The following is a 21,716-nucleotide window of genomic DNA, read 5'->3' as shown; positions in this document are numbered from 1 at the left end:
GTGAAAAATAAGAGTAGTAGCGACGAAGGAGCTATTACTTCTTATCTAATGTTAGGTGCTGGCTTCTATTCTTTAGGGTTGTTATCTATTATTACTGCATTCGTTAATTCGCTTTCTCTTGGTTTATGAAATTCCCCTTCCATAAAATCAAACATTTCTGGTGTTACTTCGAATGAGAAAGTTTCACCTCTATTCACGTTTCTATCTAAAACTCGTTTTCGTCTAATTGGATGTTTTGCAGACACATAGTGTAATTGAATCTCTTTACCGTTTTCTTCGGCTAATTGCTGGAATAATTTCCTTTTCTCTCGCTTAGTAAATCCAAGATCAAGTATCACATCACATCGATTAGATATATTTTTTGATAATTCCCATATTAGCTTTTCGCATCTTTCAACTCTTTCCATTATCCATTTTAGATTCATTGTTTTAGGAAGATCATCTCCATACAATTTCCACATCCAATTATCTATTGCCAAATGAATTCCTTTAACTTCGCCTGTTAATTTCTTTGAATATGTTGATTTTCCTGACCCTTGAGGTCCAAAAACAATATGTATTTTACTCATTCAGTTTTTCTTATTTCATTTTTTTTCGTCCTGCTTGCACATACATTGGCATATGATCAACGCTGTTGAGGTTATCCTTGCTTCGTAAGCAAGATTTATTCATGTTATTCTGAAATATTCAGGATAAAATGAAGAAATGGGAGTCAACATCAAAGTATGAACATCCGCTTATCCTAATGAACATTCAGTTTCTAGTTTTCACTAAGCCTTACAATGGCACAGAGCATATTTGTTGTTGGGCTGGTCATGAATTTCATGAATATTTAGGAATACCTAACAAATAAATCTGATTCGTTTTCCCCTCAATAATTCCCTTTTCCCAAATATAATTTTCGGAAACAATCCCATCTAATAACTCATCTAAATCGTTAAGGGTATAGGTTCTGGCATTTGAAACAGCACCATCCAATGCGAAACAGATTGGAATAATAGGAATGAGATACGTAAAAACAAGCTGCTGCCAAGTCATGGGTCTAACCATGGGAGTTATAAAAAAAGTCATAATAAAGTTAATGGGAAATGCTATCCACCATAGTGCTATGGGAGTACTATTATCGCTGACTTCAAAGATGCACACAGGTTTAGCACTTTCTTGAAATGTGGTTAATAGTTTTCTTGCCTCTTGAGGCTTCAAGTGATGAAAACTTCCAACCATTGTTCTGAGTCCATCCATTTGGCCATCTAATTGAGTAACATCAACGGGGATAGTCAGATAGTTGATGTTATCTCCACCTTGACTGTTATAAAATTCTGCTGTTTCAGTATCGGGATAGAGGTCAGTCAAGACTAAACTGATATTTGGCATGCAATGCTTTTCACGCAGGATATCCAGAACGTCAGGCATGGGGCCACCGCTTCCGGAACATAAATCCAAAATAGTTGATGATTCAGATTTTTTTAAAACCTTAGCAAGCAAACCAGCAACCTTGTTACTGGTTCCCAATAGTTTGTGCATAACTATAATTAATCGCGTCATGCATCTTCGCAGCCATTCGGGAAACCAGGCAAAATCTTCAAATTCAAATAGATGGATTCGTTTCATCTAAAAATATTTAAGCAAATTAGTCGTGATTATTACAAGGACGATACATGAGGTATAAATTTTAGAAATTAAACCCGAAGTAAATGTTCGGCTCAAAAAGAAAGACGTTTCCATATTTGTCATCAAACTCCTTAAATCCTTCAGGAGAATTGTTATCAAACATCCACTGGTTGATATGAACCTGAGGTTCTATGAAAAATCGTTTTTTCTTCCCAAATGCTGCGTGATAACCCAAATGAAGCGAGTTATAAAGCTTAAATCCATTTTTGATTTTTTCACCGTCTAAATCAGTGTAGGTTTGAATTTGCGGAAGGACTTCAACAGAAGCAAATAACCCTTTCCAAAGCATGCGTTGGTATGAGACGCCAATTCCTGTTTCCCTTAAATATCCATCGTAATAGTCACTCCCAGACTCTATTTTATCGACAACACCATCCCACCAGGTGATTCCCATGGGTTGAAACAATCGCCAGGTGGCAAACTTCACACCTACAATGTTTTTGTTGTCCAGTTTACGTTTTACATGCAATTCTACCATTTGAATACTTGTACGCTTGCCATAACCATAGATAATCTCATCTGGAACGATATAAGGTATACTTACCCTCCATTTATGGGTGACTTCAGTTTCTTTACCCTCAGGCGAGTTTTCTTGAGCATAAGCGCTAAATGAGGCCAGTGTAAAAACAATAAAGATTAGGTATTTCATGGTTCTGAATTTTTATGATTAAATGATCGGTTTGATGTTTGTTGATAGATTCAGTCTTAAAAAATCCACTTTATCGAATCTACAATCCAAAGGTAGATAGGAAATGCAGCTGAATCGTCCTGAAATGTAATTGCGGACTTATTGGTGAGATTTGGGACTTTTAGGGTCTGGTGCTTGAGGCTACCTACAATTTATTCGTTTTTACCCATTCCCTTGATGTCAGTCCTTCCTTTTTTGAAAAAAGTGTAGAATGCATTTTTAAGAATCAAAACCACTTTCTAAGCCAGCCCTAAAAAAGTGTAAGGAGATTGTATTTGGTACTTAAAGTGTAGTGACATTTATTTTCTTATCTGGTGAATATGACTGTTGATCGGGTAAAAAACTCGAAATGTTGGCAGATAAGTTGAACTTAAAAGGTAAATAATAGCGATCAGGGATTGAGCATTATCCTGGAAATTTGAGAAAGATGGTTCAGTTTAAAAATGGAACCTGAGATTTGAAGATATTTGTAATGTTGCTCAAACTTTGAGTCATTATTGGTTTTTATAGTTTGATACTGTTATTTAAGTAAAAACTGATCTATTATTTATGAAACCAATCAATCTGACCTCTTTTTCTATTGTTCTGTATCTATTATTTATCTTCCTGACACTATCAGATAAATCATATGCTGCGCCACAATCAACTACAACAGTTATAAAAGGTGCTACACTTTTTGACGGTACTGGCTCACAACCTATCGAAAATAGCATAATCATCATCAATGAGCAGCGAATTGATTGCGTTGGAACTGAATCCGATTGCGAAGTTCCAACAGATGCAGAAGTAATCGATCTCAATGGAAAATTTATCACTCCCGGGTTGATTGATTCCCACGTTCATTTCTTTCAAACCGGTTTCTTCGACAGTCGCCCGGACGCTTTAGACCTCACTGATACTTTTCCATATCCCGATGTTGCAGCCTATCAAAAACAGAATCCTAAACGGTATTACAACGCCTATTTGTGTTCGGGTATAACCGGGGTTTATGATGTGGGAGGTTTTAGCTGGTCCATCGACTTTCAAGAAGAGGCAGAGCAGAACCCAAAAGCACCTCACGTTGCTGCTGCCGGGCCCCTGATTACACCTGCATTGAATGCGCCATTTGACCTGCCATCCGATAAAGTACTTGTACATTTGAACAGTGCAGAAACCGGGATAAAGACAGTTCAATATTTATCTGAATTGGGATCAACCGGAATCAAATTTTGGCAGCTGGCGGCTGATGATGACAATTATATGGAAAGGGTAGAGGCGGCGGCACAAGAGATCAGACAACAAGGGAATATGATGGTAGCCCATGCTACTTCACTCAATCAGGCAAAAGCGGCACTCAGGCAGGGCACCAAATTGCTGGTTCACAGCGTGAGTGACAGAGAAGTAGATGATGAATTCATTGAACTGGCGAAGGAGAATGAGACATTTTACAATCCAACACTTATCGTTAGCAGTGGATATAGAATAGCTTACCAGGCAGCTGCCGGTATTACGCCAATGGAGATTTACGACCCGAAAGGCTGTGTTGATGAAAAAACCAGGATCTTGATTGAAACGGCTTCACAATTTAGTGACCATCCGAGATTTAACGAGGCATTTCTTGAAAATCTCAGAAACTTTGATCCGGACCAACACAGGGTGAATCCAATAGATGCAAAAAACTTGATGAAGGTTTATGATGCAGGCATCCCCATTGTAGTTGGAACCGACGCCGGGAATCCGGGTACACTGCATGGAATTTCCATTTTTGACGAGATGGAAGCGATGCAGCAAGCAGGAATTGATCCCGCAGACCTGATCGTGATGGCTACTCAAAACGGTGCCAAAGCGATGCAGAGATTTGATGATTTTGGAACACTTGAACAGGGCAAGTTTGCTAATATTGTGATTATGGATGAGGATCCATCAGCAGATATATCTAATATGAGATCAAGAACTCATATTGTAATTAAAGGAAAACTGATAGAGATTGGCGATCTATAAAAATCAATCCATCAGACTCTGGCAAGTCCGGGTAGAGTTAATGTAGATACATCGAACATACAGATAGATTAGCAGCAGAAGAAGCCGTTAAAGAGAGCTGACATGTTTTGAATCAGCTAATAACAAACAGTATGTAAGGCCTGAAAAAATGTATTATATGTGAGTTCGGGATAACAAAGAACAAAATGATAAAATACTTCACATGTAATTCCGGCCAAAAAACGACCGTAACTGCGCCTTTCTGCTGACAGTGCAGGCTCAAACTGACGTTATATAAAATTCTTATACCGAATTAGCTTTATTTGCTATGTCAATGCATCTCAACATCGCAGCTTTTAATGGCCGGCCGGTAAAAATTAAATTGCACATTCGAGTGATCACTTAATAGAGACATGGGTACGGAACTATCTGCAATTTTCTTACTGATCATGAGTGTAGTTAGACGCATTCCAAACGGATTGTCGTGCATTCCTCCGTGCCAGATTGATACTTTTTCCGCTTTCCATGTTTCAACCGGGCCTACCGTAACAGCCGACGTAGGTACACCGGTTACCACACCGCCACCGGAGGTTCTTGCGTTTTGAGTGATTGTGGAGGGATGAAGTTCCACAACACGTGTACCTAACTTCCGGTATTCTTCTGGTTTGGGAGGCGCATCCTTGTATTTGCCTTCCCTTTTTACCGGGTCGTTAAACGCCCAGTGCTTAATCTCTCCTTGACCGCCCTGCATAACCACACACCTGACCCCGTCCCAGCTTTCTGTAAATTCACGAGTGTCGGCTTTCGGAAAATGCAGATTGCTTTCAGGCATCTTCAGTGAAGGATCAATCCGGTTAAAACAGAGCTTCATATCGGCTTTTTTGAATGATAATGGGTGAGTTTCATCCACATCTTTGCCGTCTACCACCCACTCGTCCATTCCCCAAAAGTGTGCGTTTTCCAGGTTGATCTGAAGTTCATTGACCAGCCTGGCAACAAGTGGCAATTGTTCTGTAGGTCCGATTGGCCCGCAAATGCCGGCTGGTTCATTGCCGGAAGACTGTTTCCAGGCATTGATATACTCAAGGGCTTCCGCCAGGTAAAACTCCTCAAGCGTTTCATAAAAAACAACTTTGAAACCATCGCGGCTGAGCTGGAGAAGATCTTTTTCAGTCAGACGTGCTGCATCGTTGAGCAGTTGATCATCTAATGTTGTAAAATCCCACCAACCGGGTGCCATTATACTCTGTTTGCGTGCCATCTTTTCTAGTGATCTTATGATTTTTGTTTGATTGGTTTTACGCCATTTTCCAACACTTCTTGAAGAAGATTGTCTTGTGGAAAGCTGTGGCCAAGATGCTGCCTGAAGCCTTCACCGTATTTCACACCACCCAGATTTCCCCGCTCTGCCGACATCTGCTTCATGGTGTCCATATACTCATCCATCCCGTGGTGTTCCTGCAGCCAACTGCGCTGGCTTTCGTGACAGCCCAACATCTTTTCTTTAGTATCAATAACCGGTGTGATATCCACGACAAAACCCGGTTCTATGAAGTTTCCAAATTTATCTTTGCCCTCCATCGGGTCCATATAATACAGATGTGGAACATGGAAATAAGGCGAAACGGGATCTGTCTTAATATTTACAATGCCGGCAGCAAAACAGGCAGATTGCACAAGTTTACTTGTTGTTTCGTGATCCACCATATAGCATGACGGACTCATAGTCAGAACAATTGCAGGTTTTACCCGGCGGATCTGTTCGATAACTTTTAACAAAGTTGACCGGTCATACATAATGAACAGATCTTTACTTCCTAAACATTTGTAACCTGCATTAATAACATCGGCGGCTTTTTGTGCTTCGGTTTTTCGGATGCGACTGATCTCTTCGGGCGGTAGGTTTCGAGAGCCACAATCACCTGCGGTCATCGTGGCCATGTGAATCTGCCATCCTTTTTGATGAAGCAGTGATAATGTACCCGCACATAAAAATTCTGCATCATCGGGATGCGCTACAACGGCCAGCACAGAATTATTGCTATTCTTATGATTTTTAGACATTTACCTGCTTTTGAGATTTACCCGGTATTTCTATGAATCCAAATCAGACAGTTTTACAGGACGTCCGGTTTTGGCCGACAAGTCCGCTGCATATGCAACTTTATGAGAATAAAAAGCTGTTTTGAAATCAGTCAGTTTCATGGGTTCATTCCTATTTATGCTTTCAATAAATTCCTGGAATTGCGGTTGGTACGGATGGTCATCCACATCACCGGAATCGATCAGTGGTGCGGCTATCCGACTCCAGCGATCTTTAGTCGTTCCCTTGAGTTTTGAACTGTAAAACTGATCGTCGAGCACGCTACCTTCACTTCCTGTTAGATGTATATGAAAGTAATACGGTTGAAGTGCATCAATGACAGATGCGACTTTGCCAAGTCGGCCGTTTTTAAACTTCAGCAGAGTTACCGAGGTCGTGTCATACTCGTATGGCGTAAAATGCGGGCTTTTGGATTGATTACTATAACTTGTTACTTCTTCCACTTCAGCGTCCATATACCAAAGTAAAAGATCTAGTGCGTGGCATCCGGCTGTAAGAAGGCTGCTACCGCCTTCCTCTTTTTTGATATTCCATTTGTACTGGTTATACCAAGGCCCAATGCCATGATAATAATCCACCTCGCCATAATGAATGTCACCCAAAAGGCCTTCATCAATCATCGAACGAATCGCCAATCCCTGGCCGCTAAACCTGACTTCAAAGCATACGCAAGCTTGTACACCGGCTTCCTGAATGGCATCACCGACAGACTTGGCATCTTTGTAGTTTAAAGCGATCGGTTTTTCGATTATCAGGTGCTTTCCTGCCTTCGCAGCAGCAATTGCCTGTTCGGCGTGAAGCGGATGTTCCGTGCAGATGTCAATAATATCAAGCGAAGGATCTGCAAGCATATCATCAAAATCATCGTATGCCTTTAAAGGGATTCCATACTGCTTTTGCAATTGATTTTCATCCAGGTTTCTTCGCGAATATACGGCCGTTACATTTGCTCCCGTAACATTCTTGAACGTTTCGATGTGAGCGCCGGCCACCCACCCGAGGCCAACGATACCGACATTTAAATTACTCATAGGGATCGATTTTGATTCTGCTTTGCAAGTTTGGTTCAATATTTCAATGTATTTTTATAAAACCTCTGATACAAATTATTAACAGGTATAACCAAAAGCTTTTGCAAAGTTTTTGCTGGATACGGTCCCATTTATTAGATAAAAAAAGTCTACTCATATTTAATGCTTTATGGAGGGGCTCATTTCTATCTCTTCTAAACTTTCTAAAGCATTTTTGTAATTATAGGTCCAATACTAGATTATGAATAGATTCTGAGATTAAAGGAAAATTGATGCAGATTGACAGGTGATGGAATGATTTTTAATCTGCATTTTTATCAACTAACGCTTTGTGCGATTGAGTTAAAATTGGACGAATTATTCTCTACAAGAGGCTGAGATAAAAGGGATTAACAAATGTAGCAATCAGTTTTTTTGGCACCTAGGCACAAAGTCATGAAGATAAACGAAGCTTAGTAATATCAAACTTTTGGTCTTCGTATACCTTCGGGCCATCGGTTCTTCATGGTTGATCCCACGAAACTGATTACTTTAGAATCTTTATTTTTTCAAGCCTCTCGAGGGGGGACACTCCTTGGGTAGATCTTAACCGCAAAACAGATTCAACTCATAAAAAGAACAACTTGATTCAATTCTTAAGAAAATTATTACCTGTATCATCAAAAAAGATCTTTAGGAAAAAGCTGAATCTTCGTCGAATTTCGATTTCGCAGGCGGGTCAGGATTTTTGGGTATACGGGGAAGCTTTCAATGAGAAAGAAAACGGATATTTCGTAGATATCGGTGCATTTGACGGTCTTCATATCAGTAATTCCTACTTGCTGGAAATTGACTATAACTGGAGTGGAATTTGTATTGAGGCTAACCCGAAACAGTTTCACGATTTAAAGAAAAACAGGAATGTAACTTGTCTGAACGTATGTCTTGATCAACAAGAAGGAGAGGTTGAGTTTATTCAGAGACACGTTATGAGCGGGATCATTGATGACGACCTGGATAACACCGCTTCTGATGACTTTAAGGGAGAAGTGATATCAATACACACAACTACACTCCGGAAAGTTTTAAAAGAGAATAATGCACCAAAAGTGATTGACTATTTATCGATCGATGTGGAAGGTGCAGAAGAGAGAATATTGAGCGAATTTGATTTCAATGAATACAAATTTCGATCTATTACCATAGAGAGACCTTCTGATAAACTACGATCTATTTTTGAAGACAACGATTACTGTTTGATTAAAGAGATTCCGGGTTTAGATTGTTTTTACATCCATCGAGATTTTTTAGACCAGTACCATAGCAATCTCTTTCAGTTTTACCATAAGAAGTATTTGAGATTACCGCGTTCAAGATAATTATTTTACCAACTTTCGGGCTTCTTTGATGTGCAGCACAGTTCCCGGAAGAATTAAACTCACGTAAATTCACTACAAATATAGGAGACAGAACCATGCAATTAGGAGCTTTTTCAATCAGCTTGGCAGTTAAAGATATCCATGTTTCAAAAGAGTTTTATGAAAAATTGGGATTCGAAGAGTTTGGTGGAGACATCGAGCAGAACTGGGTTATCATGAAAAACGGAGATCACATCATCGGGCTGTTCCAGGGGATGTTTGACAAGAATATCCTCACCTTTAATCCCGGATGGAATCAGGATGCAGAAAAACTGGATTCATTCACAGACGTTCGCGAATTACAAAAAGAACTAAAAGAGAAAGGTATCGAATTTGATATTGAGGCGGATGAAGATACCGAAGGTCCGGCCAGTTTTGTGATTGCAGACCCGGACGGGAACCCGATTTTGGTGGATCAGCACATGTAGTTGAAACGGATTTAAACCTATTTTTAATGATTCACATCGCTCTGCATTTTGCAGTTCCTCTTGTAGTTGCATTTATCTTTTACAATCAAAAGTGGAGGAGTGCTGCTTTGATAATGATTTTAACGATGATCGTAGATGTTGATCACCTCATAGCTGATCCGATCTATGATCCTAACCGATGCTCAATCGGATTCCATCCGCTGCATACATCTATTCCCATTCTTTTTTACTTCTTGATGTTTTTGATTCCACTTCTTTATAAAAATTTTTCAACAAAGACCGGCGCTTCATCTTCAGTGAGAATTATACACTTGCTGGGACTGGGTCTTTTGATTCATATGTTTTTGGACTGGACGGATTGTTTGGTTTGATTTATGATCTTAAAGTTAGAGTAGATACAAACAATTAATTTTTTCGATGAGCTTAGTGCAGAATTCAGTGAAAGAGATGCGGTGGAATTATCTGAATGATCTTGGGATTTCAGATCAATCACTGGTAACAGGGATTCCCGCCTGGCACTTTTGTGATAACCAAAAGGATGCAGATGAATGTGCAGAACTTGTGTTAAGAGGTAAAAAAAGAGCAACTTCTCCCTCCGTTTGGAAATTGGAGATTCAAGGTTTGGATATCCCCAATAAAGGAGATTTGAATATCGTAACGGATTGGAAAGGGTCGGCTCAATGCATTATACAGACCAAAGATGTTGAGCTATTGAAGTTTCGGGAAATTACGTCCGAGCATGCGGCATTAGAAGGTGAAGGAGATGGCTCACTTGAGTATTGGGGCAGGACTCATTGGGAGTATTATAAACGGGTTTTTGACGGTGCTTATTACGAAGTAGATGAGGATATGCCAATTGTTTTTGAACAATTTGAGGTGGTGTATCCTAAGAATAAAAGCGACTAATCTTCAAGAGTAGCTGCCTCATTCACCTCAATCCAATATCCATCCGGGTCCTGGAAATAGACCTGGCGAATGCCATCGGCCCGAGTTGTAATGCTGTCCTGGATGCCTTTTGAGTTGTGCCGATTAATATTATACCTGTTGAGATGCGATAAAAATCCGTCAAAATCTTTTAGGCGGAGGGCTATATGCACACCTACATTTGTTTTTATAATATCTGAATTTCCTTTTGCAATATGGAGTTCACGACCTTCACCCATGGAAAACCATCGGATGTGTGCTTTTTGAGTTCGGTTCTCGATCTCGGAAAATCCGAGCACATTTTGGTAGAACTCTGCACTTCTGTCGAGGTCTTTTACTCTGATCGTGTAATGGTCGAAGATTAAATCAAACATAAAATGTAACGTTTGGCTTTTTTACTCGTCTTCCCAATGTAATGAAATCAGACCTTTTTTAAATACTTCGTCGTCTAAAAGGTAGAAATGGGAAGGAGATTAAAAAAAACCGCTTTTTTGAAAATAATTTTGAAACCTTTTTCGGAGACAGGGCGTACCCCGAAACAAATCAAAAATGATTTTGCTCAACTATAAAAACTCAACTCAACAAAACCCCAAATAAAACGGAGACCTAACTATGAAGACACATAAGGTTATATCGATACTTACAATCTTAGTTGTTTTTGCTACTTCTAGTGTATTTGCTCAATCGAATCACGAAAAAAAGATGTTCGAAGCTTTAAAAATGAATGACATCAGTTCAATTCACAAATTTATTGAGGATGGTGCGGATATCAACGCTCAAAACAATAAAGGAAATACTGCTCTGCACTATGCCATTAGTGAAGGGAATGAAGAGATGGTCAAAAGCCTGATCAAACTGGGCGCAAATGTTAACGAAATGAATGCTCACTACAACACTCCGTTAACAATTGCGATCATCAATGAAAGAAACCAGGTAGTAGACATTCTTCTGCAAGCAGGTGCCAATCCCAATTATGGCAACAATGATAAGATGACGCCCACACATATTGCTGCATTGACAGGTAATTACGATTCCATGACATCACTTATAGCCAATCAAGCAGACATCAATATAATGAGTGAAACAGGGGTAACTCCACTTATGCTGGCCGCTGCCAAAGGCCATTACGACGTGGTAAACCTGTTATTGCGAAATGATGCAAAAGACCTTGTAAACAGAAATGGAGAAAGTGCATTGAAATGGGCAAAACAAAATGGACATACATCTGTGGCTGAAATTTTAGCTACAAATCCTACTATTACAGCTTCAAATCTGGCAGACAGCAAGGTACAGTGACCTCATACCCATCCTTCCGAACATAGCGGAAGGTCTGTTCTTTTTGCTCAACTACTGTCAGATAAAAAAGGCTTCCCTTGTTGCGGGGGAAGCCTTTTTGGTTTTAAGTATCTATCTATAAAGGTTTCTCATTCGATATCATAACTGGCGCAAGTTAGCAATTTGTGCCAAAATCTATTTTAACGTCAGTTTGAGCCTACCTTGTTGAAAGGCAGGTGCAGTTCTGGCCTTTTTTTGGTTGGAACGGAGTCGAAAACGCATTTTGCCTTCCCTGAATGTCGCGACAGACTGAGCGGGATTAAATTTTACTCCACATTGCCCATCAATTTTTGAACGGGTGGGGCAGCTAACAGGGCTACAATTCCACCACCGCCAATAATGAGTGCTACATTCCAGAATAGGCTGTCTGGAGCGAGTGTTTCAAGCTGTCCCGCAATCAATCCGGCAAAAAGATTGCCAAGAGCGGCCGCTACAAACCAAATTCCCATCATTTGGCTGACTCGTGATTTTGGCGCCAGTTTTGTCATAGAAGATAGACCCACAGGAGAGAGGCAAAGTTCACCGGCTGTATGAAGGAAATAGGTAACCACCAACCAGGCGGGGGAAACAGGATTGGCCTCAGTGGCATTTGCTGCACCCCAGGACAGGACAAAAAATCCGGCTGCGAGACCAAAAAGCCCCATTCCAAACTTTACAGGAATCGATGGATTTGCATTTCTTGCGGAAAGCCAGGTCCACATAAATCCAAAAATAGGGGCAAAAATTACGATGAAGAGTGGATTAATAAGTTGCAATGTACTAGCAGGAATTTGCCAACCGATACCCATATTGTAAAACATCCAAAATAGAAGTGCAATTACAGCTACGGATGAAACTCCGACAACTACCTTCGCCAACTTCCAGATTTTATCATTTTGAATCACCCTGTAAGCAGCATAAAAAGATGGGATGGCAATGATCAGTGTAATAAATAGTGCTCCCCAGCTGGACAGAAACTCACTCGGGCCAAATGAACGGTCAGTAAGATCCGCCGCAAACAGGTTTAAGGAAGAACCGGCTTGTTCAAATCCACTCCAGAACAAAGCTGCCAGGATAAAGAGCCAGAAAATAACACCAAGTTTCTTCTTCTCATCAGTGGTATGTCCACCAAAAAATATGATATAAGCAAAAAATCCGATTGTAATAGCAACGGCTGCATAGCCAAGATACTCTGCAAGTGTAGCCAGGGTAATACTGATTACACCTGAAGTCATTAGAAAACCAAGTACAACGAGAATAGCTGCAAAAATTGAAATTCCAACATAAAAACGCTGACTTCGTTTTTTAATAATCTCTTGAGATTCACCCGTTTTAAGGTCGCCGGCTGTACCCAAATATTTACCGCCGATTTTGTACGAAATCAAACCTAAAACCATCCCAATACCGGCAAGAGAAAAACCGTAATGCCAGTTGTATCCTTCACCGAGAAGGCCGCAAAGCAGGGGACCTAAAATGGCACCGAAGTTAATTCCCATATAAAAGATAGAAAAACCTGCATCTCGTCGTGCACCGCCTTCGGGGTACAGGTCACCAACCATAGAGCTGACGTTTGGTTTCAATAGTCCGGTTCCAATCACAATCAGGGCTAATCCCAGGTAGAAGAACTCAATGGTGGGTATCGCCATACTAAAATGACCGCCTGCAATAATACAACCGCCAATAAATACGGCTTTACGCTGTCCCCACATTTTATCAGCAACCCAGCCTCCGGGTAGTGAAAGTACGTATACAAAAAATGTATACAGCCCGTAAATTGCTGTAGCCTTTCCAACGCTAAACCCAAGCCCGGGATTTGCGGTCATCGTTTCTGCGGTCATATAAAGAACCAGCAGGGCCCGCATTCCGTAGTAACTAAAGCGTTCCCAGAGTTCCGTAAAGAATAGAGTTGATAATCCCCGCGGATGACCAAAAAAATCATTTTGAGAAGTTTGCGTAGCGTCGGCCATGTATTAAGATGTTTTGATTAGCGTTTCCAATAAGTGCTCAAAAAGGAGCATGATACCTAAACAGCTACTTCGTTGCAAGAAGCGATTGACGAGCGTGCAGAGTTAAACTGATAGGTAATTCCAATTTCTAAAGTGTAGTACAGTTAACTATTTGAATCATTTAAGTTAATCGTGAAAATGTATGCCCATTGAAAAAGAAAAATCACACCTCGGCATTTTGATCAGTCAAAAAAACAGCCTGGTTCTTTTATTGCTCTTCATTTTTTCCTGTTCAGATTTTGGCAGACACCATACAACTGATCGTATAACACTCGAAAGGCCCTGGGAGCTGGTGACATTTATCGACAGTAATGGTAATGAATTAGATTTATATGATTATGAGGTTCACACACTGCGCTTTTTAAACGAGTCGGAATTTGCAGGGGAAGCAGCATGCAATCATTACGGTGGAAAATATGCGGCTAAGAATGATGGTAAAATCACAGTAGGTGAGTTTTATATAACCGAAGCACTTTGCCGCCAACCCTCTTGGGGAGAGGAGTTCGCGGGTGCAATTACAAAAGTAAAAAAGTACGAACTGGAAGATGGTCGCCTGATTTTATTATATGACAAACTGGGTATTCTCATTTTTAATGAACGGCTTGAATAAATTCAATCAGAATAGTTTTCAGACTAATTGACCCGGGTAAAGTGGTAAATTGATCCGGTTGTTTTATATTCGTTAAATAAGTACATATAAAGGTGTAACAACTTGTCTCTCTATCCATCTCAAAATTTATACTTAAAAAGCAGATGATAATTTAACTTCAATTACATGAAAAAACCTTCCTCAATATTATTCCTCATCATTTCCTTCCTACTATATTATCAACCACTTTCTGCACAGCAAAATCTTCTTGGTGAAATTAATTTTCCCAATTCAGGATCCACCGCTGCTCAGTCAGATTTTATTGAAGGTGTTCTCTTCCTTCACAATTTTGAATATGAAGATGCAGCCCGCGCTTTTCGTCGCGCCCAGGAAACGGATCCTGATTTTGCACTGGCTTACTGGGGTGAAGCGATGACACATAATCATCCAATTTGGATGCAGCAGGATCGTAATGAAGCACGGAGAGTACTGGAAAAACTGGGGGACTCAGTGGAGGAACGACAGGCAAATGCGCCTACGCAACGGGAAAAAGATTATCTGATGACTGTGGAGTTGTTGTACGGGAATACATCTGAATCTGAAGATAAAAGTAAAAATGAGCGCGATTTCTTGTACCGGGATGCTATGGAAGATTTACATAATACCTACCCGGATGACCATGAAGCTGCTGCGTTTTACGGATTATCTATACTTGGCACTGCTCATGAGGGGCGAGATTATTCGATCTACATGTATGCAGCCGGAGAACTTTTGCCTATTTGGACTGAAAACCAAAAACATCCCGGAGCAGCACACTATCTTATCCATTCCTTTGACGATCCTGTTCATGCTCCGTTGGGCTTGCCGATGGCAAGAGTATATTCAGAAATCGCACCCGCTGCGGCTCACGCTCAACATATGACCTCTCATATTTTCCTGGCTTTGGGAATGTGGGAGGACGTAGTGGATGCAAATATTATTGCCCGACGAGTTCAAACAGATCGACAAAAAGAACTGAATGAAAAAACAACGGTGTGCGGCCACTATCCTTGGTGGTTACAGTATGGTTACCTTCAAAAGGGTGAAGCTGGCGAAGCTATGGATATTCTCCGTACCTGTAAAGAGCGGGTTGAAGGAGAGGGGTCCGGAGATAATTTGTTTGGAGAGCTTTGGCATTATGGGGTGATGATGTCACATCAAATAATTGATACTGAGAATTGGGAATCAATCAATGAATGGAAGGAGGATTTTTCAACAGAAACCACTGCCGGCAGGAATTATTACTTTACATCAGCCCTGGCTGCCCTAAAAAACAATAACATCAGCGAAGCAACTCAATTCCTTGAAGACCTGAAGAGTTTGAATGTCAGTAGTATGTACAATGAGGATGAGGAGTTGGATATTCAAATCATGCAAATTGAAAGTTTATTATTGATTGAGAATGGTGAACACGAGGAAGGATTAGAACTTTTAGAGAAGGCTGTAATAGCTGAATCTGAACTCCCGGTCAGTTTTGGCCCGCCAACGATTGTAAAACCTTCTTATGAACTATTAGGTGATGTTCTAACGGAACTTGGAAGAAACAACGAGGCAATCGATGCTTACGAAAAACAGTTGGAACGCACTCCAGAGCGGAGAAGGTCTTTGATTGGGAAAGAGCAGGCAAGAACTTTAACGCTAAATTAACGTGAGAGATACACAAATAAGTCTAAAAAATCCCCTTTCGAAGGGGGAAGTGGCTCATTAGAGTCCAGGGGGATGACACTCTGAGCTAAGATTTAACTCAAATATTCATTGTTAAGCTTTGAATTAACGACTTTTCATCCCCCATTGCCCCCTTCAAAGGGGGACAATCCTTAACAAACTCTTATCTTATTTTATTATCTCATAACATTTCATCAAGTAACTCAACACAATTCTCAAGCGCACGATAGGTATGATAAGTCGCTTTCCATTCGTGACTTTTTGGTGTTCTTTTTTGCTTTTGGGACTTGTCTAACTCTTGCTCAAACCAGCCGCCATATTTATAATCGATGAAGTATTTTTTTATATACAGCAGCTGTTGATGGAATATTTCAAAATAGTTTTGTTCATCCTTCGGAAAAAGTGAAGAAAAAAGCAGAAAAGTGTACAAAGCTTCAGCCTGGATCCACCAAATTTTTGATCTATCCATCGGGGTTGGTTTCCTTCTTCTATCAAAATAGTATCCATTTTTAAACAATCCGCCTTTTCTCCGGTCAAGGCCATATGTAACTGAATGATCAGTAAGCAGCTTAGCTTTCACCAAAGTTTTATTCGAATTCCGATTTTTTAGCAATTTGGCAGTTTCCGACATCAAAAATGCTGCTTCTGCATCGTGCCCGAATGATACATGTTCGAGATACAGAAAATTTCTTACATGTGATTTAGTACGTTTTTTTATCCTAACGGGTGTCCAGTCCTTGTCAAAATAGTTATGGAGATATCCTTTTGGTTGAATCATTTTAGACTGGATCAGATCTAGTAATTCAGAAATTCGTACACGAAGCAGTGGATCCGGCCAGATCTTGTATAGCTCTGTATATGCTTCAACTAAGTGTAGTATTGAATTCACACCTTTTAAACAGTTCCCATCCAATACAGATCCAACACCGGGCCGCTCGATGATTTTTCTATTTTGATCTATGTAAGAAAAATAGCCTTTGAACTCTTTATCATACATATAATTCTCAAGCCAGTGAAAAGTATCAATTGCCAGCTTCAGGGCTTCAGGTTTTTGGGAAACCCGGTGATAAGCAACAATACCATATATCGCAAAAGACTGGCCAAAAGCCGACATGGGAATATCCGTTCTGACCAGGACTCCATTTCGATCTGACTCAGTGTAAAAGCCACCGCTTTTGTTATTCCAAAATTTCTGTGAAATAAAACTGAAACCATGATCTGCATATTCTCTATAGGAATTATTTGAAGGATATCTACTGCAGGCCCTTGAAATTGCCCACAAATGTCGAGCCTGGTGAATGATTGTTTTTTTCTGATCACCATCAGGTTCAAATTTGTAATCCAAGTCTGTATAAAAGCCACCGTACGAAGTATCAATTGATGCCGGGTACCAGGCATCGACCTCTTTTACCAGTAATTGCTCTATCTCATCTTTCAGTCGGGAAAGAGTTTCAGCATCTGCAGATACCTCTCTTTTTTTACTGAAAATGTTCCGAAATAAACTATTCATCTATTTCATCCGATTGTTGATATCCGGGTCCCCGAACAACTCTTCCTGGCAATGCTCCTGTGTGTTCACCATTTCTTAAAACATGACTACCGTTTACAAATACGTGTTCAACTCCGGTGGCCAGTTGATGAGGCTCCTCGAAGGTTGCGTGATCCTGAATTGACTCGGGATCGAAAATTACAAGATCGGCAAAATAGCCGGGTTGAAGAGATCCGCGTTTTTTTATTTTCAAGATTGATGCCGGGAGTGATGTCATTTTACGAATTGCTTCTTCGAGAGGAATGACCTGTTCTTCCCTGACATATTTAGCCAATAACCGGGCGAATGATCCATATGCCCTGGGATGTGTGCTGTAGTTCAAAAAAACACCTTCAGGAGCATAAGAGCCGGCATCGGAGCAGAAACTCATCCACGGCTGCCGGATTTTTTTATGCATGTTTTCTTCCGACATAGAAAAATAAACAACCTGGATTCGGCTGTCATCTTCCACAATCAGGTCGATCATCGTTTCTTCAGGGGATTTATTGAGTTGTTCCGAAACGTCTGACAAATACATTCCCTGGTAATTTCTGAGATCCTGATTTCTGAAACCTACGAGCAGAATTTTATCAGGAGTATGAGTGAACTCTATATCGTTCAAAATTTGCTCACGGAGGTCTGGATTTGCAAGTCTTTCAATAGTTGCATCCACACCGCCTTCGCGAACCCAATCCGGGAGTTGTACATGGAGGCCCGTTGAACTGGCAGGATAGTTATACATATCAGCCGTCACTTGTAATCCTTCATCGCGTGCATCTTGGATCATCTGAATGGCATCGTCCATTTTATGCCAGTTACTTTCGCCGGATGCTTTTAAATGATACACTTGGCTGCGAATATCTGCTTCGCGTGCTACTTCAATCAACTCCTCAAGCGATGGTAATAGATTCTCTCCCTCATCCCGAATGTGTGAGATATAGATGCCGTCATATTCAGCGGCCACTTTTGCCAACTCAATGAGTTCCCCGGTATCTGCTGAACCACTTGGTGCATAGAGAAGGGAAGAGGAGAGGCCAACTGCGCCCTCTTCCATTGCTGTTCTTAATAAGTCTTTCATTTGATCAATCTCTTGAGGTGTGGCTTCTCTATTCTCATAGCCAATAACATGTTGTCTTAATGTCCCATTTCCAACGAACGAAGCGACATTTGTAGAAACTCCATTCTCAGTGAGATGATCAAGATATTCCCCGAGTGTTGTCCAGGGAACATCGAATTTGATATCTCCCTGCTCCTCCAGCATCTCCTGCTTCATTTCCTCGTTTAAAGGCCCCATAGAAGAACCTTCACCCATCACTTCCAGTGTAACTCCCTGTGAAATATCACTCAAGGAACGACCGTCGTGTAATAGTGAAACATTCGCCCAACTCAGCATATTGATAAACCCGGGAGATATTGCCATTCCCTCGGCATTAATCAGAGTGTCTGCAGTATCATTTGATAGATCTCCGACAGCAGCTATCGTATCTGCATTGATGGCAAGATCCCCCCAATAGGACGGCTCGCCTGAGCCGTCTAAAATTTGCCCGTTTTGAATGATGATTTCATAATGCTCCGGTTGATTACAAGAGACAACAATCAACAAAAAAATTGCAAGTAGAATGAAAGGCCTGTTCATGTATTTATAGAATAAAATGAAGGTTAAACCAGAATACCTAGAATATGGTGTTTAAAGAAATTGAACTCAAACAGAAATGAAAATCAAATAGCCAGGTAAATTGGTTTAGCAATCATTATTTCAAAAATTAGAAAACCTTAATAAAAACAATCAATTAGGATATTCAGTGGATTTAGCGTTTATTAATGATTGTAAAAAAAAGGGGGATCAGAGTTTACAAAAGCAAACCTTGATTTCTGAAAAACAATCACTGCCCGGCACTTCTTAAGGGCTTTTAAAAAAAGAGTACAATTATGAAAAATATCATATTAACGATTTCTATATGCTTTTTATCTGCAAATATTGCATATGGACAATGGTTACCGGGAAAATCATGCAACTCAACGGCATCGGATATCACCGATCAGGCGATAGCTCACATGGTAAATCTTGAAACACCATTTGCAGTAGGTATGGCAAATGCCGCCCTTATGGTTGATCCGGATTGTGGTTCAGCCAAACTGCTGAAAATTAATGCAGCTATGGCTGGCAACTTTGGAGATCGGGCTGAACAGCTTGAAAATTTAGATACATCAAATCTTTCGGAGACTGAAATGGTATGGTATACTATTATGGTCAATGCACAAGATGATTGGCAAGGAGTTAGAATGAGTGCAGCGAGTGACCATCCGGAAATCCCTCTATTTCAATTCTGGGGAGCTATGGCAAGTGAAGATCAGATGGCCGCTCTTGAGGAGTATGCAGAAGAGTTTTCAGATTACGCATCATCTGCGTACAATATGATTTCTTATAGTTATAGCTTTAATGATGACATAGAATTTGACCTGGACATGGCCATAGAAACGATTGAGAAAACCATAGCAATGCATGACGGACCCAATGCCTACGACTCCAGGGCTGAACACTATGCTGAAGCCGGTGATTTTGAAAAAGCCCTCGAGAGCCAGTTACAGGCGATGAATTATGCAGCCGGACCCTCAGCATATCAAAGAAATGCTGGAATTTATTGGCGATCAAGTAATCAAGAAGCGTGGAGTGATTCAATCAAAGCTTACACTGAAGAACGTATTGGTTATACAATGACGAATGATACGGAGGGCAGTTTGAAATTCATGCCGGAAACGATGAGCATGATTGGTTGTACTTCAAACATGAACCCATGCATGGCTATTGACGAGCCCATGGAAAACACAAGCTTTACTTGGAATGAGTGGGAAGTAGATGAGATTGATGTACATTTCAATGAATCGATGGACACGGCAATCACCACTTATACAAGTACAGGAAATTATACCATGAATGACTCTGGTGATGAAGTCGATTATCATACCCGAGCATCCGAAGTATGGCAGTTAGAGGATGGTGGTTGGAAATTGGTTCACTCCAATTTTGCTCCCATGCCTGATGGAGATGGCATGCCATCCATGAATTAATTGTAAAAATTAACTTCAAAGCGCTGTGTTAGATACAGCGCTTTTTTTATATCTAATAAGTATTCGGTGAAAATCAGTCAAGAATACTTCTTCTTGGAAATTCGGTTGTTCGTAATCGGGTTCTGTGCAGGGGAGACGAATCGATTGACTTCATCTTTTCGAAGTTTTCTGTGTTTGGTTTCTCGTCCCGAAACTCTTCGTCTCCATCGGCGAAAACTCTTCTCTTTCAGGTTTCTTCTCATAAAATCGATCACCTCATCTTCAGATAAGCCGAATTGTACTTCAATGGCTTCAAACGGTGTTCTATCTTCCCACGCCATTCCAATAATTCGGTCTGCTTCGTGGGATTTCAGGTTATAATCTTCTTTATAGTCTGTGCTCATAAATTGTAGAAATCTTGGTTGCTATTGCCTTCATAAGTAAATTTGATTCTACACCGTTCGATATTCTTAAAAGGTTTTTTTCGGATCTTTTGAAAAAAATCTCAGTATTGGAATCGCGGATTTTGCGGATTATGGGATTTCACGGATTTAATTTTGAGAGGACCAATCTTTTAAATGTTAAACTTTAAGATCCAAAATTTATTAACAATCCAATTTCCAGTTCCCGTTCGAAAACCGGCTTTTTCTCAGACATTTCATAAGCCAGGGCACGTTGATAAATCACTTCCTGAAATCCATTCCCTAAGAATGAATGTACCTCAAACGAAGCCCCGATTATATTTTCTGTAATCTGGCTTTGTTTTAGATCTGTGTTCATCTTTTAATCCGTCTAATCTGTGGTTCGGGATGTTTTGAAAAAATCTCAGTGTGGGAATCACGGATTTTTGGGATTTTGGGATTTCACCGATTATTCTTTGAGAGGGCCAATCTTTTGAATGTTAAACTTTTAGATCCGAAATTGATTAACAATCCAACTTCTAGTTCCCGTTCGAAATCCGGCTTTTTCTCAGACATTTCATAAGCCAGGGCACGTTGATAAATCACTTCTTGGAAACCATTCCCTAAGAATGAATGTACCTCAAACGAAGCCCCGATTATATTTTCTGTAATCTGGCTGTGTTTTAGATCTGTGTTCATTTTTTAATCCATCTAATCTGTGGTTCAGGATGTTTTGAAAAAATCTCAGTGTGGGAATCGCGGATTTTTTGGGATTTCACGGATTTTTCTTTGAGAGGACCAATCTTTTAAATGTTAAACTTTAAGATCTGAAATTGATTAACAATCCAACTTCTAGTTCCCGTTCGAAATCCAGCTTTTTCTGAGACATTTCATAAGCCAGGGCACGTAGATAAATCACTTCCT

At 40.3% G+C, this 21,716-nt stretch carries 22 protein-coding genes; 9 read left to right on the top strand and 13 right to left on the bottom strand.

Translation table 11 applies throughout. The features are described 5' to 3' along the window. Positions 1-65: 65 nt before the first annotated feature. From L6773_RS15465 to L6773_RS15455, 3 genes are all read right to left on the bottom strand, one after another. The gene (locus L6773_RS15465) at positions 66-569 is read right to left on the bottom strand and encodes a P-loop nucleotide/nucleoside kinase family protein (protein ID WP_237855347.1); all 504 of its coding nucleotides are present in this window, start codon (positions 567-569) and stop codon (positions 66-68) included. Positions 570-822: 253 nt separating this feature from the next. Next, entirely contained in the window at positions 823-1,611 is a 789-nt protein-coding gene (locus L6773_RS15460; RefSeq protein WP_237855346.1) for a hypothetical protein, read from the bottom strand. Positions 1,612-1,672: 61 nt separating this feature from the next. After that, on the bottom strand, positions 1,673-2,320 hold the full coding sequence (locus tag L6773_RS15455) for a hypothetical protein (RefSeq protein ID WP_237855345.1): 648 nt from the start codon (positions 2,318-2,320) through the stop codon (positions 1,673-1,675). A 588-nt stretch (positions 2,321-2,908) separates the two neighbouring features. Between L6773_RS15455 and L6773_RS15450 the strand changes: the two genes are divergently transcribed. Further along, complete coding sequence (locus L6773_RS15450; RefSeq protein ID WP_237855344.1) at positions 2,909-4,339, top strand: amidohydrolase family protein; 1,431 nt, start codon at positions 2,909-2,911, stop codon at positions 4,337-4,339. 310 nt (positions 4,340-4,649) lie between these two features. Here the strand turns inward: L6773_RS15450 and L6773_RS15445 are convergent, their stop codons facing one another. Genes L6773_RS15445 through L6773_RS15435 form a run of 3 tightly spaced genes read right to left on the bottom strand, consistent with a single transcriptional unit; the run spans position 4,650 to position 7,453 of the window. Further along, complete coding sequence (locus L6773_RS15445; protein WP_237855343.1) at positions 4,650-5,579, bottom strand: sugar phosphate isomerase family; 930 nt, start codon at positions 5,577-5,579, stop codon at positions 4,650-4,652. 14 nt (positions 5,580-5,593) lie between these two features. Then, positions 5,594-6,382, bottom strand: coding sequence for a PIG-L deacetylase family protein (locus tag L6773_RS15440; protein WP_237855342.1), 789 nt, complete (start codon positions 6,380-6,382; stop codon positions 5,594-5,596). 30 nt (positions 6,383-6,412) lie between these two features. Beyond that, a complete protein-coding gene (locus tag L6773_RS15435) occupies positions 6,413-7,453 on the bottom strand; it encodes a Gfo/Idh/MocA family protein (RefSeq protein WP_237855341.1) in 1,041 nt (346 codons plus the stop codon). 623 nt (positions 7,454-8,076) lie between these two features. On the opposite strand from L6773_RS15435, the gene L6773_RS15430 reads away from it, so the two are divergent. From L6773_RS15430 to L6773_RS15415, 4 genes are all read left to right on the top strand, one after another. Further along, positions 8,077-8,811 carry an FkbM family methyltransferase gene (locus tag L6773_RS15430; protein WP_237855340.1) on the top strand — a complete coding sequence of 245 codons (735 nt, stop codon included), beginning with the start codon at positions 8,077-8,079 and terminating at the stop codon, positions 8,809-8,811. Between the two features lie 95 nt (positions 8,812-8,906). Then, positions 8,907-9,278 carry a VOC family protein gene (locus L6773_RS15425; RefSeq protein WP_237855339.1) on the top strand — a complete coding sequence of 124 codons (372 nt, stop codon included), beginning with the start codon at positions 8,907-8,909 and terminating at the stop codon, positions 9,276-9,278. Between the two features lie 26 nt (positions 9,279-9,304). After that, positions 9,305-9,649, top strand: coding sequence for a DUF6122 family protein (locus tag L6773_RS15420; protein ID WP_237855338.1), 345 nt, complete (start codon positions 9,305-9,307; stop codon positions 9,647-9,649). Between the two features lie 46 nt (positions 9,650-9,695). Continuing rightward, positions 9,696-10,184, top strand: a complete 489-nt coding sequence (locus tag L6773_RS15415) for an ASCH domain-containing protein (protein ID WP_237855337.1) — start codon at positions 9,696-9,698, stop codon at positions 10,182-10,184. Here L6773_RS15415 and L6773_RS15410 read toward each other — a convergent pair. Next, positions 10,181-10,576: a VOC family protein gene (locus L6773_RS15410; RefSeq protein WP_237855336.1), complete on the bottom strand. Its 396-nt coding sequence runs from the start codon at positions 10,574-10,576 to the stop codon at positions 10,181-10,183. The genes L6773_RS15415 and L6773_RS15410 overlap by 4 nt on opposite strands. Positions 10,577-10,814: 238 nt before the next feature. Here L6773_RS15410 and L6773_RS15405 point away from each other — a divergent pair, with 238 nt between their 5' ends. Continuing rightward, on the top strand, positions 10,815-11,498 hold the full coding sequence (locus L6773_RS15405; RefSeq protein WP_237855335.1) for an ankyrin repeat domain-containing protein: 684 nt from the start codon (positions 10,815-10,817) through the stop codon (positions 11,496-11,498). 305 nt (positions 11,499-11,803) lie between these two features. Here L6773_RS15405 and L6773_RS15400 read toward each other — a convergent pair whose 3' ends face one another. Next, positions 11,804-13,483 (bottom strand): peptide MFS transporter, encoded by a 1,680-nt coding sequence (locus L6773_RS15400; protein WP_237855334.1) that lies wholly within the window; start codon positions 13,481-13,483, stop codon positions 11,804-11,806. A 181-nt stretch (positions 13,484-13,664) separates the two neighbouring features. On the opposite strand from L6773_RS15400, the gene L6773_RS15395 reads away from it, so the two are divergent. Both L6773_RS15395 and L6773_RS15390 read left to right on the top strand, forming a co-directional pair. After that, positions 13,665-14,132, top strand: a complete 468-nt coding sequence (locus tag L6773_RS15395) for an META domain-containing protein (RefSeq protein WP_237855333.1) — start codon at positions 13,665-13,667, stop codon at positions 14,130-14,132. A 165-nt stretch (positions 14,133-14,297) separates the two neighbouring features. Then, the gene (locus L6773_RS15390) at positions 14,298-15,797 is read left to right on the top strand and encodes a hypothetical protein (RefSeq protein WP_237855332.1); all 1,500 of its coding nucleotides are present in this window, start codon (positions 14,298-14,300) and stop codon (positions 15,795-15,797) included. Between the two features lie 199 nt (positions 15,798-15,996). Here the strand turns inward: L6773_RS15390 and L6773_RS15385 are convergent, their stop codons facing one another. Next, positions 15,997-17,325: an AGE family epimerase/isomerase gene (locus L6773_RS15385; protein WP_237855331.1), complete on the bottom strand. Its 1,329-nt coding sequence runs from the start codon at positions 17,323-17,325 to the stop codon at positions 15,997-15,999. Next, positions 17,318-18,979: an N-acyl-D-amino-acid deacylase family protein gene (locus L6773_RS15380; protein WP_237855330.1), complete on the bottom strand. Its 1,662-nt coding sequence runs from the start codon at positions 18,977-18,979 to the stop codon at positions 17,318-17,320. Before L6773_RS15380 ends, L6773_RS15385 begins: the two co-directional genes overlap by 8 nt. A gap of 293 nt (positions 18,980-19,272) precedes the next feature. Between L6773_RS15380 and L6773_RS15375 the strand changes: the two genes are divergently transcribed. After that, positions 19,273-20,412 (top strand): nuclear transport factor 2 family protein, encoded by a 1,140-nt coding sequence (locus L6773_RS15375; protein ID WP_237855329.1) that lies wholly within the window; start codon positions 19,273-19,275, stop codon positions 20,410-20,412. A 77-nt stretch (positions 20,413-20,489) separates the two neighbouring features. Here the strand turns inward: L6773_RS15375 and L6773_RS15370 are convergent, their stop codons facing one another. The 3 genes from L6773_RS15370 to L6773_RS15360 form a co-directional block, all read right to left on the bottom strand. Beyond that, a complete protein-coding gene (locus tag L6773_RS15370; RefSeq protein WP_237855328.1) occupies positions 20,490-20,795 on the bottom strand; it encodes a TIGR03643 family protein in 306 nt (101 codons plus the stop codon). Positions 20,796-20,979: 184 nt separating this feature from the next. Beyond that, a complete protein-coding gene (locus L6773_RS15365; protein ID WP_237855327.1) occupies positions 20,980-21,171 on the bottom strand; it encodes a GxxExxY protein in 192 nt (63 codons plus the stop codon). A gap of 83 nt (positions 21,172-21,254) precedes the next feature. Further along, positions 21,255-21,491: a GxxExxY protein gene (locus tag L6773_RS15360; RefSeq protein WP_237855326.1), complete on the bottom strand. Its 237-nt coding sequence runs from the start codon at positions 21,489-21,491 to the stop codon at positions 21,255-21,257. Positions 21,492-21,716: the final 225 nt, after the last annotated feature.

Origin of the sequence: Rhodohalobacter sulfatireducens (assembly GCF_022012475.1) — a bacterium.
Lineage (GTDB): Bacteria > Bacteroidota > Rhodothermia > Balneolales > Balneolaceae > Rhodohalobacter > Rhodohalobacter sulfatireducens.
This window is presented reverse-complemented; position numbering and strand designations above follow the sequence as displayed.